This is a genomic window from Citrobacter sp. A316, from assembly GCF_002042945.1.
Taxonomy (GTDB): domain Bacteria; phylum Pseudomonadota; class Gammaproteobacteria; order Enterobacterales; family Enterobacteriaceae; genus Citrobacter; species Citrobacter portucalensis.
Genome location: NZ_MVFZ01000009.1, coordinates 53,823 through 66,930, shown reverse-complemented (window position 1 = coordinate 66,930; position 13,108 = coordinate 53,823). Strand labels below are relative to the sequence as shown.

The 13,108-nt window shown below is 52.9% G+C and carries 10 protein-coding genes; 5 read left to right on the top strand and 5 right to left on the bottom strand.

Annotation, left to right across the window (positions count from 1 at the left end):
* The first annotated feature begins 85 nt into the window (after positions 1 to 85).
* The 3 genes from htpG to hemH all read left to right on the top strand — a co-directional run bounded on the left by htpG (position 86) and on the right by hemH (position 3,961).
* Positions 86 to 1,960, top strand: coding sequence for a molecular chaperone HtpG (gene htpG, locus BZK41_RS12625; RefSeq protein ID WP_032942554.1), 1,875 nt, complete (start codon positions 86 to 88; stop codon positions 1,958 to 1,960).
* A 230-nt stretch (positions 1,961 to 2,190) separates the two neighbouring features.
* A complete protein-coding gene (gene adk / locus BZK41_RS12615) occupies positions 2,191 to 2,835 on the top strand; it encodes an adenylate kinase (RefSeq protein ID WP_003021773.1) in 645 nt (214 codons plus the stop codon).
* A 163-nt stretch (positions 2,836 to 2,998) separates the two neighbouring features.
* Positions 2,999 to 3,961, top strand: a complete 963-nt coding sequence (hemH, locus tag BZK41_RS12610; protein WP_079938352.1) for a ferrochelatase — start codon at positions 2,999 to 3,001, stop codon at positions 3,959 to 3,961.
* Here the strand turns inward: hemH and aes are convergent.
* On the bottom strand, positions 3,958 to 4,917 hold the full coding sequence (gene aes, locus BZK41_RS12605; protein ID WP_079938351.1) for an acetyl esterase: 960 nt from the start codon (positions 4,915 to 4,917) through the stop codon (positions 3,958 to 3,960). The genes hemH and aes overlap by 4 nt on opposite strands.
* A gap of 152 nt (positions 4,918 to 5,069) precedes the next feature.
* On the opposite strand from aes, the gene gsk reads away from it, so the two are divergent.
* Positions 5,070 to 6,374, top strand: coding sequence for an inosine/guanosine kinase (gene gsk, locus BZK41_RS12600; protein ID WP_003021781.1), 1,305 nt, complete (start codon positions 5,070 to 5,072; stop codon positions 6,372 to 6,374).
* Positions 6,375 to 6,419: 45 nt separating this feature from the next.
* Here gsk and ybaL read toward each other — a convergent pair whose 3' ends face one another.
* Both ybaL and fsr read right to left on the bottom strand, forming a co-directional pair.
* Positions 6,420 to 8,099 (bottom strand): YbaL family putative K(+) efflux transporter, encoded by a 1,680-nt coding sequence (ybaL, locus tag BZK41_RS12595; RefSeq protein ID WP_079938350.1) that lies wholly within the window; start codon positions 8,097 to 8,099, stop codon positions 6,420 to 6,422.
* A 225-nt stretch (positions 8,100 to 8,324) separates the two neighbouring features.
* Positions 8,325 to 9,545, bottom strand: coding sequence for a fosmidomycin MFS transporter (gene fsr, locus BZK41_RS12590; protein WP_003021788.1), 1,221 nt, complete (start codon positions 9,543 to 9,545; stop codon positions 8,325 to 8,327).
* Positions 9,546 to 9,719: 174 nt separating this feature from the next.
* Here fsr and ushA point away from each other — a divergent pair, with 174 nt between their 5' ends.
* Positions 9,720 to 11,372, top strand: coding sequence for a bifunctional UDP-sugar hydrolase/5'-nucleotidase UshA (gene ushA / locus BZK41_RS12585; protein ID WP_079938349.1), 1,653 nt, complete (start codon positions 9,720 to 9,722; stop codon positions 11,370 to 11,372).
* A 181-nt stretch (positions 11,373 to 11,553) separates the two neighbouring features.
* Here ushA and ybaK read toward each other — a convergent pair whose 3' ends face one another.
* Both ybaK and BZK41_RS12575 read right to left on the bottom strand, forming a co-directional pair.
* Positions 11,554 to 12,033, bottom strand: a complete 480-nt coding sequence (ybaK, locus tag BZK41_RS12580; RefSeq protein ID WP_003831056.1) for a Cys-tRNA(Pro)/Cys-tRNA(Cys) deacylase YbaK — start codon at positions 12,031 to 12,033, stop codon at positions 11,554 to 11,556.
* 201 nt (positions 12,034 to 12,234) lie between these two features.
* The gene (locus BZK41_RS12575) at positions 12,235 to 13,029 is read right to left on the bottom strand and encodes a TraB/GumN family protein (RefSeq protein WP_048226266.1); all 795 of its coding nucleotides are present in this window, start codon (positions 13,027 to 13,029) and stop codon (positions 12,235 to 12,237) included.
* Positions 13,030 to 13,108: the final 79 nt, after the last annotated feature.

Below are 13,108 nucleotides of genomic sequence, written 5' to 3'. Positions count from 1 at the left end.
TCCGCTTGAAATCCTTCCCGCTTGTCCCCATTTCACCCTCAACGTGTTTTTACCATTGAAAATGGCATTGTTGAGGTAGATCTACATGAAAGGACAAGAAACTCGTGGTTTTCAGTCAGAAGTAAAACAGCTTCTGCACCTGATGATCCATTCTCTGTATTCCAATAAAGAAATCTTCCTGCGTGAGCTTATCTCTAACGCCTCGGATGCGGCAGACAAGCTGCGTTTCCGCGCCCTCTCTAACCCGGACCTGTATGAAGGGGACGGTGAGCTGCGTGTACGTGTTTCCTTCGATAAAGATAAGCGTACGTTGACCATTGCCGATAATGGCGTGGGGATGAACCGTGATGACGTTATCGATCATCTGGGGACTATTGCGAAATCCGGTACTAAATCTTTCCTCGAATCCATGGGTTCCGATCAGGCGAAAGACAGCCAGTTGATCGGCCAGTTCGGGGTAGGTTTCTACTCTGCGTTCATCGTGGCGGACAAAGTCACCGTGCGTACCCGCGCTGCGGGCGATAAACCGGAAAACGGCGTGTTCTGGGAATCTGCGGGCGAAGGCGAGTACACTGTTGCCGACATCACCAAAGACGATCGCGGCACCGAAATCACTCTGCACCTGCGCGAAGGCGAAGATGAGTTCCTTGATGACTGGCGCGTACGTTCCATCATCAGCAAATATTCCGACCATATCGCTCTGCCGGTAGAGATCGAAAAATCCGAAGAGAAAGACGGCGAGACCGTGGTTTCCTGGGAAAAGATCAACAAGGCGCAGGCGCTGTGGACCCGAAACAAGTCGGAAATCAAAGACGACGAGTACAACGAATTCTACAAGCACATCGCCCACGACTTCACTGACCCGCTGACCTGGAGCCACAACCGTGTGGAAGGTAAGCAGGAGTACACCAGCCTGCTGTACATCCCGTCCCAGGCTCCGTGGGATATGTGGAACCGCGATCACAAGCATGGTCTGAAACTGTACGTCCAGCGCGTGTTCATCATGGACGACGCCGAGCAGTTCATGCCGAACTATCTGCGCTTTGTCCGCGGTCTGATAGATTCCAACGATCTGCCGCTGAACGTTTCTCGTGAGATCCTGCAGGACAGCACCGTCACCCGTAACCTGCGCAGCGCGCTGACCAAACGCGTACTGCAGATGCTGGAAAAACTGGCGAAAGACGATGCGGAAAAATACCAGACCTTCTGGAAGCAGTTCGGCCTGGTGCTGAAAGAAGGCCCGGCGGAAGATCACGCCAACCAGGAAACTATCGCTAAGCTGATGCGCTTCGCGTCTACGCATACTGACTCCTCCGCACAGACCGTGTCGCTGGAAGACTACGTGTCGCGTATGAAAGAAGGGCAGGAGAAAATCTACTACATCACTGCAGACAGCTACGCGGCAGCGAAGAGCAGCCCGCACCTGGAACTGCTGCGTAAGAAAGGCATCGAAGTGCTGCTGCTTTCTGATCGCATCGATGAGTGGATGATGAACTACCTGACCGAGTTCGACGGTAAGGCATTCCAGTCTGTTGCCAAAGCTGACGAGTCCATCGACAAGCTGGCGGATGAAGTTGATGAATCGGCAAAAGAAGCGGAAAAAGCACTGACGCCGTTCGTTGAGCGCGTGAAAACCCTGCTGGGCGACCGCGTGAAAGAAGTGCGTCTGACTCACCGTCTGACCGACACGCCAGCCATCGTCACCACCGATGCGGATGAAATGAGCACCCAGATGGCGAAACTGTTTGCCGCTGCGGGCCAGGCCGTACCGGAAGTGAAATATATCTTTGAACTGAACCCGGACCACGTGCTGGTAAAACGCACGGCGGATACCCAGGATGAAGCACAGTTTAAAGAGTGGGTCGAACTGCTGCTGGATCAGGCGCTATTTGCTGAGCGCGGCACGCTGGAAGATCCGAACCAGTTCATCCGTCGTATGAACCAGTTGCTGGTGTCCTGATACCCGCAATGTGATGCCGGATGGCGCTAACGCTTATCCGGCCTACACTCTCGTCAATCTCATGCCGGATACGCTGTTTACACCGCGATCCGGCATTTTCTCGCCTTATTTTTAATTTTCCCACCGTTAACCGTTTCAGCGCCGGGCGTCTTTCTTGAGCCAATTGCGTGATGGTGGTATCGTTTAGCGCTTTTTAAAAAATATCGACAACCTTTAAGGGGATTTTCGTAATGCGTATCATTCTGCTTGGCGCTCCGGGCGCGGGTAAAGGAACTCAGGCTCAGTTCATCATGGAGAAGTATGGTATTCCGCAAATCTCCACCGGTGATATGCTGCGTGCCGCCGTGAAATCTGGCTCCGAGCTGGGCAAACAAGCGAAAGACATCATGGATGCCGGTAAGCTGGTGACTGATGAGCTGGTGATCGCGCTGGTAAAAGAGCGTATTGCTCAGGAAGACTGCCGTAATGGTTTCCTGCTTGATGGCTTCCCGCGTACTATTCCGCAGGCAGACGCCATGAAAGAAGCGGGCATCAACGTGGATTACGTTCTGGAGTTTGACGTACCTGACGAACTGATCGTTGACCGTATCGTGGGTCGTCGCGTACACGCTGCTTCTGGCCGCGTTTACCACATCAAATTCAACCCGCCTAAGGTTGAAGGTAAAGACGACGTGACCGGCGAAGAGCTGACCACCCGTAAAGACGATCAGGAAGAGACCGTACGTAAGCGCCTGGTGGAATACCATCAGATGACCGCTCCGCTGATCGGCTACTACTCTAAAGAAGCGCAGGCGGGTAACACCAAATACGCGAAAGTTGACGGTACTCAGGCCGTGGCTGACGTGCGCGCAGCCCTGGAAAAAATCCTCGGCTAATTTTTTCGCGTAATAAACCTCTTATCAGGCCTGCCATTATCTCGTAGGCCTGATAAGCGCAGTGCCATCAGGCAAATTCTCGTCTTACCTCTCACAGCAATTAGTTCTTCTTGATCGCTTTTCCGCTACAATTATCAACAATTTGAATCGATAAGAGGCGGTAATGCGTCAGACGAAAACCGGTATCCTGCTGGCAAACCTCGGCACTCCCGATGCCCCAACCCCCGAAGCCGTTAAGCGCTACCTGCGCCAGTTTTTAAGCGATCCACGCGTAGTTGATACGTCACCTGCACTGTGGTGGCCGCTGCTGCGCGGGGTGATTTTACCGTTGCGTGCGCCACGCGTAGCCAAGCTATACCAGTCAATCTGGATGGAAGACGGTTCCCCGCTGATGGTCTACAGCAAGGCACAACAGCAGGCGCTGGCAGAACGCCTACCAAATACCCCTGTCGCGCTGGGAATGAGCTACGGTTCGCCATCGCTCGAAAGCGCGGTCGATGAACTGTTGGCAAGCGGGGTTGAACACATGGTGGTGTTACCGCTGTATCCGCAATATTCCTGTTCAACTGTTGCAGCCGTCTGGGATGAACTGGCGCGTATCTTAGCGCGTAAACGCGGTATTCCTGGCGTTTCATTTATTCGTGATTACGCCGATGACAGCAGCTACATCGATGCGCTGGCGAAGAGTGCCCGGGATTCATTTGCTCAACACGGTGAACCTGATTTGCTGCTGCTCTCTTACCACGGCATTCCGCAGCGTTACGCCGATGAAGGCGATGACTACCCGCAGCGCTGTCGCGATACCACCCGTGAGCTGGTTTCAGCGCTTGGTCTGCCGCCAGAAAAAGTAATGATGACCTTCCAGTCTCGCTTTGGCCGCGAACCGTGGCTGACGCCGTATACCGACGAAACGTTAAAAATGCTGGCGGAGAAAGGGACACAACATATCCAGGTTATGTGTCCGGGCTTCTCGGCAGATTGCCTCGAAACGCTGGAAGAGATAGCGGTACAAAACCGGGAAATTTTCCTCGAGGCGGGCGGTAAGCAATATGAGTATATTCCGGCGCTTAATGCCGCACCGGAACATATTGAAATGATGGTTAAACTGACCGACGCTTACCGTTAAAGCTGGGCTCTGAAGTAACGAGCGCCTTCCCGCAACGCATCGTCGGCGGTTTTCATCATTCGCGAATAGTGCAGGAAGGCGTGCAGCGTACCGGGGTACATTTTGTACTGACAGGGCTGCTGATGCGCCTGCAACGTCTGGAATAGTAAGCGGCTATCGTCAATCAGCGGATCAAATTCAGCGCCGGCGATAAAACACGGCGGCACGTCGCGCGTCAGGTCGTTATTGAACAGGCAATAATACGGTGACTCGCGATCGTCAGCGCTACGCAGGTACGCGTTTTCGTACATCTGCAAGTCCTCGCGGGTTAACCCATCCCACGCTCCGCCCATCAGCCGTCGGCTCAGTGAATCCTGCAGGCCGTAAAGCCCATACCACAACAGCACTCCAGCCACCTTGCCGCAGACAATGCGTTTATCCCGCAGCCACAGCGCGCTGGCAAGCGCCAGCATGGCCCCGGCGGAATCGCCCGCAAAACCAATATGATTCACATTAAGAGAATAGTCGCCAGCGTGCTGATGAAAATACTGGCAGACGGCGGCAATCTCTTCGATGGCTTGCGGGAAACGGGCTTCCGGCGCAAGCGAATAGTCGATACCAATTACAGTGCACTGCGTATAGCGCGCCAGCAAGCGCATAATACGGTCGTGGGTATCCAGATTACCGAGAATAAAACCGCCGCCGTGCAGGTAATATAGCGTTGCCTGGCTATGGGGTTGCGGAGCGTAGATGCGTGTGGCCACGGGGCCGCATGCGGTAGAAATAACGCATTCGCGGGTATCCATTTCTGGGGCATCGGCATTCCACAACTGCCGTTCATGAATGTAGTGTTGGCGCTGGGCCACGAAGTCATCGGCAGCGGGCCACGGCGGCAGATCGTCGCGATGAAAATTCACCACGCTTTTCATTTCATCCGAAATTCTGTCGAGTACGGGGATCTTGTTTTCCGGCTTCATAAAACGCTCCTTGTGAAGGTGAGTTATTGTAGAAATTACTCCCGTATAAACTGCGATCTCACCGTCTGATATTGAAACTTAGCGCTGCATCGCATGCGTGGCAGGGAATGTGCTACCATGCATCGCTCAGTTAACCACCCGTAAAATCGACCATGAAATTTCCCGGTAAACGCAAATCCAAACACTATTTTCCCGTCAGCGCGCGCGATCCGTTGCTGCAACAAATTCAGCCAGAAAATGAAACCAGCGCAGCCTGGGTGGTGGGCATCGACCAGACGCTGGTGGATATTGAAGCCAAAGTGGATGATGATTTTGTAAAACGTTATGGATTAAGCGCCGGGCACTCTCTGGTGATTGCCGATGATGTTGCTGAAGCGCTCTACCAGGAACTGGTGCGTGAAAATTTGATCACCCATCAGTTTGCGGGCGGTACTATCGGTAACACGATGCACAACTACTCCGTACTGGCGGATGACCGCTCGGTGCTGCTGGGCGTGATGTGCAGCAATATCGAGATTGGCAGCTATGCGTACCGCTATTTATGCAATACATCCAGCCGTACCGACCTGAACTACCTGCAAGGCGTTAACGGACCGATTGGCCGCTGCTTTACGCTGATTGGCGAGTCAGGTGAGCGTACCTTCGCAATCAGCCCTGGGCATATGAATAAACTACGGGCGGATAGCATCCCTGAATCGGTGATTGCCGGCGCGTCCGCGCTGGTGCTGACGTCCTACCTGGTGCGCTGCGAACCGGGTGAGCCGATGCCGGAAGCGACCATGAAGGCGATTGAATATGCCAAAAAACACAATGTGCCGGTGGTTCTGACCCTGGGCACCAAATTTGTCATTGCCGATAACCCGCAGTGGTGGCAGGCATTCCTGAAAGAGCATGTCTCTATTCTGGCGATGAATGAAGAAGAGGCCGAAGCGCTGACCGGCGAAAACGACCCGCTGCTGGCGTCTGACAAGGCGCTGGATTGGGTGGATCTGGTGCTGTGCACTGCGGGTCCGGCGGGTCTGTATATGGCGGGCTTTACGGAAGAAGAAGTCAAACGTAAAACCCAGCATCCGCTGCTACCCGGTGCTATTGCCGAATTTAACCAGTACGAATTCAGCCGCGCCATGCGCCATAAAGACTGTACCAATCCGCTGCGCGTGTATTCGCACATCGCACCGTATATGGGCGGGCCTGAAAAGATAATGAATACCAACGGCGCGGGTGATGGCGCGCTGGCGGCATTGCTGCATGATATTACCGCCAACAGCTATCACCGCAGCAACGTACCTAACTCCAGCAAGCACAAGTTCACCTGGCTGACCTATTCGTCGTTAGCCCAGGTGTGTAAGTATGCTAATCGCGTGAGTTATCAGGTGCTGAACCAGCATTCACCGCGCCTGACGCGCGGTTTGCCGGAACGTGAAGACAGTCTCGAAGAGTCGTACTGGGACCGTTAAATCTTGCATAGGCCGGATAAGCAATAGCGCTATCCGGCACGGACATTAACTGGCCGTAGCAACTTCACCTGCAGGCGGCGTTTCAATTAGCTCCAGCATGGTGCGGGCGATTTCACGCTCACCCATGACGACCTGGTTGGCGCCGCGTTCGGTAATATATTCCACCTCATCGTCATAATGCGCACGGGCGATAATCTCAATCGACGGGCATTTCTCACGTGCAGAAGCGACAATTTCACCCGCTTCATAACCATTGGGAATGGTCAGCAGCAGCCAGCGCGCGCAGTCCAGATGCGCCAGATTCATAATCTCTTCGTTGGCGGCATTTCCCAGCACTGCGCGGATCCCACGCTCGCGCAGTTCATCCACCCGGGTACGTGAGGTTTCGATAACCACCAGCGGGATCCCCGCAGCAATCAATTTCTCGCCCAGCAGGCTGCCGACGCGGCCAAAGCCAACCAGCAAGGCGTGATTGCAGATATCCACCGGAATTTGCTTCTCTTCTTCGATAGCCTCTTCCAGCGTCTGCTCTTCCAACGTTTCTGTTTTGGCGAGGTATTTTTCTAACACCGCGAACAGCACCGGGTTGAGCATGATGGACAGGATTGCCCCAGCCAGCACCAGATTCTGTCCGGCCTGCGGCAGCAGGTTTAGCGCCATTCCCAGACCCGCCAGGATAAAGGCAAATTCACCAATCTGCGCCAGGCTGGTGGCAATGGTGAGCGCCGTACGTTGGGAGTGACCAAATAGACGAACCAGGAAATAGGCGGCAAGGGATTTACCAAAGATAATAATCGCCAGCGTGCCCAGTACCGCCAACGGCTGCTGGATCAGAACTAACGGATCGAACAGCATCCCGACGGAAACAAAGAACAGCACGGCGAACGCATCGCGCAACGGCAGGGTATCATGCGCCGCACGGTGGCTCAGTTCAGATTCATTCAGCACCATACCGGCGAAGAACGCGCCCAGCGCAAAGGAGACATCGAACAGCTCTACTGCGCCAAAGGCGATACCTAAGGCGAGGGCAAGGACTGAGAGGGTAAACAGTTCGCGTGAACCGGTTGCGGCGCTGCGTGCCATAATCCACGGTACCAGGCGACGACCCACCAGCATCATAATCGCGATAAACGCCACCACCTTACCGATGGTAATGCCCATATCGACGGCCAACGAGGCGAAGCCGACATCTTCTTTTTCCAGCATCCCGGCGACGGCTGGCAGGAGAACCAGCGTCAGCACCATCATCAGATCTTCGACAATCAGCCAGCCAATGGCAATTTGCCCGCGCTGGCTGTCAATGAGCTGTCGTTCCTCAAGCGCACGCAGTAGCACCACGGTACTGGCGGTTGAAAGACACAGACCAAAGACGATCCCCACCATCAGCGACCAGCCTAATACGGCTGAAAGCGCCATACCCAGCAGCGTTGCCACTGCTATCTGGGCAATCGCACCGGGAATGGCGATAGACTTTACCGCCATCAAATCCTTCAACGAAAAGTGCAGTCCCACGCCGAACATCAGCAGAATAACGCCAAGCTCGGCCAGCTCAGGCGCGAGCTTAGTATCAGCAACAAAACCAGGTGTAAATGGACCGGCCAGAACGCCCGCTAACAGATATCCCACCAGAGGAGAAATACGTAGTTTATTGGCAATCATGCCTAATATAAAAGCGAGCACAAGGCCGCCGACAATGGTGGTGATAAGCGGGGTGGCGTGATGCATTCCGTCTCCTTTGGTTGCTGTGATGATCCTAAAAACCCAAACTACGAGTAATAGTTTATGACAATTTTAATGTTTATGTTTATGAATAATTATTGAATTTTGAAGAAAACGGGATTTTACGCGCAAAAAAGCACGGATCGGAAAAGTACAGCGATATATGAGAGGTAAAGGCTGATGGCTACTGTAAGTAATGACGGCCAAAGTTTACTTTTGGCCGTCAGAAAATCAGGCTTTGTGTCGGTTATCAGGTAAGAATATGGTCAGTATCCCCAGAAGTGGCAGGAAAGCACATATTTTGTAGACCAAATCGATGCTGGTATGGTCGGCTATGAGCCCTAGCACAGCGGCTCCCAGGCCGCCCATGCCGAAGGCAAAACCGAAAAATAGCCCAGAAACCATGCCGATACGCCCAGGGAGCAGCTCCTGCGCGTAGACCAAAATGGCAGAAAACGCCGATGCGAGGATAAAACCAATGATCACGGTTAAAATCCCGGTCCATTCCAGCGTTGCGTAGGGTAAAACGAGGGTAAATGGCGCAACGCCGAGGATAGAGCCCCAAATAACATATTTTCTGCCAATTTTATCGCCTAATGGTCCGCCAATCACCGTCCCGGCCGCGACGGCAAACAGGAAGGCAAACAGGTGAAACTGGGCGTTTTGTACCGATAATCCGAATTTTTGCATCAGATAAAAGGTGTAATAGCTGCTGATGCTCGCCATATAGAAGTATTTGGAGAAAATCAGTACCAGCAGGATGCTTACCGCCAGCACCACTTTATTGCGCGGTAACGGATTTACGATGGCGACTTTCGGTTTTCCTTTACTCATCCGATGCTGCGCAGCGTACCAACGGCTGATTTGTGCCAGGACGACAATCGCTAATAACGCAGCCAGAACAAACCAGGCCACATTACCCTTACCATATGGCGCGATGATGACAGCTGCCAGCAAGGGTCCCAAAGAGCTACCGAAGTTACCGCCAACCTGGAAAATTGACTGTGCCAGGCCGTGGCGACCGCCGGAGGCCATGCGTGCCACGCGGGACGATTCCGGATGAAATACCGAAGAGCCGGTGCCAACCAGCGCCGCGGCGAGCAGCACCATATGGAAACTGCCGGCCATGGCCAGCAAAACAAGCCCGCTCAGCGTGAAGCACATCCCAATGGGTAGCGACCACGGCATCGGGTATTTGTCCGTCCAGTAACCCACCACCGGTTGCAGCAGCGAAGAAGCAAGCTGGAAGGTTAGGGTGATCATCCCGATCTGCATAAACGTCAGCGAGAACTCTGACTGCAATAGCGGATAAATCGCCAGGATCAGCGACTGAATCATATCGTTTAGCAGATGGGAGAGGCTGATCGCTCCTAAAATGCCAAATGAGGTGCGTGCTTTAGCAACCGACGCTGACGCGCCAGCCACAGGCTGGGTTGGTTCACTTATTGCCATAGAAAGTCACTTCTGTTTGGGTTGCGATTATGAGGGTAATCTATTTTGTTATTATTACCTGACTAACATACCTGCGGAAGGTGTTTGAAGGAAGTCTCATTTCTGAAAACATTTTCGACTATTATTTCATATCATTGTAATTTCAGTCGTTGATTTTGGCTCAGGGAGAGAAATATGAAGTTTTTAAAACGGGGCGTGGCGCTGGCGTTATTCGCCGCATTTACGCTGGCAGGTCAGCCTGCACAGGCGTACGAAAAAGATAAAACCTACAAAATTACCATTCTGCATACCAACGATCATCACGGTCACTTCTGGCGCAGCGAATACGGAGAGTACGGGCTGGCGGCGCAAAAAACGCTGGTGGACAGTATTCGTAAAGAGGTGGCAGAGGAAGGGGGCAGCGTACTGTTGCTTTCCGGTGGCGACATTAATACCGGCGTACCGGAGTCCGATCTGCAGGATGCAGAACCTGATTTTCGTGGGATGAACCTGATTGGCTATGACGCAATGGCAGTCGGAAACCACGAGTTTGACAATCCTATGACCGTATTGCGCCAGCAGGAAAAATGGTCCAAATTCCCTTTTCTCTCGGCCAATATCTATCAGAAAAGCACCGGCGAGCGTTTATTTAAGCCGTGGGCCATCTTCAAGCGCCAGGATTTAAAAATTGCCGTACTCGGTTTAACCACTGACGATACCGCTAAAATAGGCAACCCCGAGTTCTTTACCGATATTGAGTTCCGTAAACCTGCTGATGAAGCCAAACTGGTTATCCAGGAACTGAATATGGGTGAAAAGCCAGACATCATTATCGCGACCACCCATATGGGACATTATGACAACGGCAACCACGGCTCGAACGCCCCCGGCGATGTCGAAATGGCGCGTAGCCTGCCGGCGGGATCGCTGGCGATGATTGTCGGTGGTCACTCGCAGGATCCGGTGTGTATGGCTTCAGAGAACAAGAAGCAGGTTGATTACGTACCGGGTACGCCGTGTGCGCCAGACAAGCAAAATGGGATCTGGATTGTGCAGGCGCATGAGTGGGGGAAATACGTGGGCCGGGCGGACTTTGAGTTCCGTAACGGCGAAATGAAAATGGTTAACTACCAGCTCATTCCCGTCAACCTGAAGAAAAAAGTGACCTGGGACAACGGTAAAAGTGAGCGCGTACTCTACACCCCGGAAATAGCTGAAAATCAGCAAATGCTTTCGCTGCTGACGCCGTTCCAGAATAAAGGTAAAGCGCAGCTCGACGTGAAAATCGGTAGCGTTAATGCGCGCCTCGAAGGCGACCGAAGCAAAGTCCGTTTCGTGCAGACCAACATGGGGCATTTGCTGCTGGCTGCGCAAATGGCGCGGACCAGCGCTGATTTTGGCGTGATGAGCGGCGGCGGTATCCGTGATTCCATCGAAGGTGGCGATATCACTTATAAGAGCGTGCTGAAAGTACAGCCGTTCGGAAACATCGTGGTGTATGCCGACATGAGCGGGAAAGAGGTGATTGACTATCTGACCGCGGTGGCGCAAATGAAGCCGGACTCCGGGGCCTATCCGCAGTTTGCTAACGTCAGCTTTGTGGCGAAAGACGGCAAGCTTAACGATTTGAAAATCAAAGGCGAACCCGTTGACCCAGCCAAAACCTATCGTATGGCGACCCTGAGCTTCAACGCGACCGGCGGCGATGGCTATCCGCGAATTGATAACAAACCAGGCTATGTGAATACCGGGTTTATTGATGCGGAAGTGCTGAAAGAGTACGTGCAGAAGAACTCACCGCTGGATGCCAGTATGTATGAGCCGAAGGGTGAAGTTACCTGGCAGTAACAGGGCTATTTTGTTCGCCATTTTGAACGCGGGCAGTGCTCGGAATCCTCACGTACTACATGTACGCTCCGGTTCCTGCGCGCTGGCCGCGTCCAAACTGCCTTCACCAATAACGCCCTGTTGAGTATTCGATTTATAGGCCTTAAAGCTGCGCGCCATCAGGCAATCATTCTATAACCGCTTAATCACGGCGTGCGATGTCGGCGAATTTCGCATCCAGAATTTTCGCCAGATCGCCCGCTGCCAGTTCGATATCCAGCCCGCGTTTGCCGCCGGAAACATAAATGGTGTCAAACGTCTGGGCAGGGGCATCAATGAGCGTTGGCAATCTCTTTTTCTGTCCTAATGGGCTGATCCCCCCCACCAGATAACCGGTGGTTCGTTGCGCAACCATTGGATCGGCCATATCGACCTTTTTAGCCCCCAGCGCCTTAGCGACCTTTTTGAGATCCAATTGACCGGCTACAGGCGTGACCGCAACCGCCAGATGCTTCATATCGCCATTCACGGCAACCAGCAGCGTTTTGTAGACCTGGTCCGCATTCAGACCTAACTTGCGCACCACTTCATCACCAAAGTTCGTCTCGGACGGATCGTGATCGTAGGTGTGGATCTGGAAAGAGATTTTGTTTTTTTCGAGTAATTTAACGGCGGGTGTCATAGAAATTTTCCTGGACCAGACAAAATACGACTCAAGCATACGCCTGATGTCTGTCTAAAAAATAGTACCATCTTGCGCAATAGTATTGGCAGGATGATGACTTTGAGCGACAATCGAACTACACCGATGCTTTAAGCATTGGGATCATAATAATGATGAAATTCCTCTTTGACGGGCCAATAGAAATATTGGCCATTTTTTTTACCGTAACATCTCCGGCAAATTTCCTTCTCCGTACAGATGCAACGCGCCAACGGCCACGACGTAATGACCAGCAGGCATCGCTCTGAGCCGATCGCGCCAGGCGGTGTTGCGTTGATGCATCAATACGTCATACAACGACTGGCTAAAGGTATTGGGAAGCGTCAGTTCGCTATTGCGTGGCGGTGTTTTAAGCCACCAACCCATCATCTGTTGCAACAATCTGGCATTGGTATGCCAGTGCGTCAGAGTATCGTCCAACAAGGCCAGCCCGTTATCAGGCAACTGACATAACAGCTCGATTTGGCTGGATGCGCCTTCCAGTTCGATGACGGGTTTATGCGCTTGTTTTGCCGCTTTCAGCAATTGGTAATCAATTCCGTATTCCGCCCGTAGCCCCAACTGCTGTGCCTGTGTCGCCTGTAATACCATGGCGATTTGCCACAACGGCTGAGTAGATAACAGGGATGGGGAAATGCCCAGTTCGTTGGTGACTTTACGCAGGTTTTCTAACTGCTCCGGGCTGATACGTTCTTCGAGTGCGGCAAATGCAGGAAGGTTAGCAAACGGCGCGTCGTCACCGGAAACATCTGCTTCGACAATCAGCGCGTCGGCATGGTTGAGTTTTTTGAGTAATTTGGCAGGCAGAGGTGCCATATCGCGACTGCCCATGTGAATACTGCCAATCAGATGAAAATGGCGGTTGCCGGGCAATGAAATGTCGATGGCAGGCCAGGTATAGTGGTTGCCGCGTAGCGCGGTGAAAAATGTTTTTACCCGGTATAACAGATCCATACGACCTCCCTAAGTAGACTTTCATGCTAGCGCGTGGTCCAGGAAGGTGCAATGCGAGAATCGCCGGATGGCGACGCGA

What these genes read in the sequence shown, in the direction of transcription:
- htpG (WP_032942554.1), top strand. Translation starts at nt 86, where the DNA reads ATGAAAGGACAAGAAACTCGTGGTTTTCAGTCAGAAGTAAAACAGCTT.
- ushA (WP_079938349.1), top strand. Translation starts at nt 9,720, where the DNA reads ATGAAGTTTTTAAAACGGGGCGTGGCGCTGGCGTTATTCGCCGCATTT.
- adk (WP_003021773.1), top strand. Translation starts at nt 2,191, where the DNA reads ATGCGTATCATTCTGCTTGGCGCTCCGGGCGCGGGTAAAGGAACTCAG.
- fsr (WP_003021788.1), bottom strand. Translation starts at nt 9,545, where the DNA reads ATGGCAATAAGTGAACCAACCCAGCCTGTGGCTGGCGCGTCAGCGTCG.
- hemH (WP_079938352.1), top strand. Translation starts at nt 2,999, where the DNA reads ATGCGTCAGACGAAAACCGGTATCCTGCTGGCAAACCTCGGCACTCCC.
- ybaK (WP_003831056.1), bottom strand. Translation starts at nt 12,033, where the DNA reads ATGACACCCGCCGTTAAATTACTCGAAAAAAACAAAATCTCTTTCCAG.
- gsk (WP_003021781.1), top strand. Translation starts at nt 5,070, where the DNA reads ATGAAATTTCCCGGTAAACGCAAATCCAAACACTATTTTCCCGTCAGC.
- aes (WP_079938351.1), bottom strand. Translation starts at nt 4,917, where the DNA reads ATGAAGCCGGAAAACAAGATCCCCGTACTCGACAGAATTTCGGATGAA.
- ybaL (WP_079938350.1), bottom strand. Translation starts at nt 8,099, where the DNA reads ATGCATCACGCCACCCCGCTTATCACCACCATTGTCGGCGGCCTTGTG.
- BZK41_RS12575 (WP_048226266.1), bottom strand. Translation starts at nt 13,029, where the DNA reads ATGGATCTGTTATACCGGGTAAAAACATTTTTCACCGCGCTACGCGGC.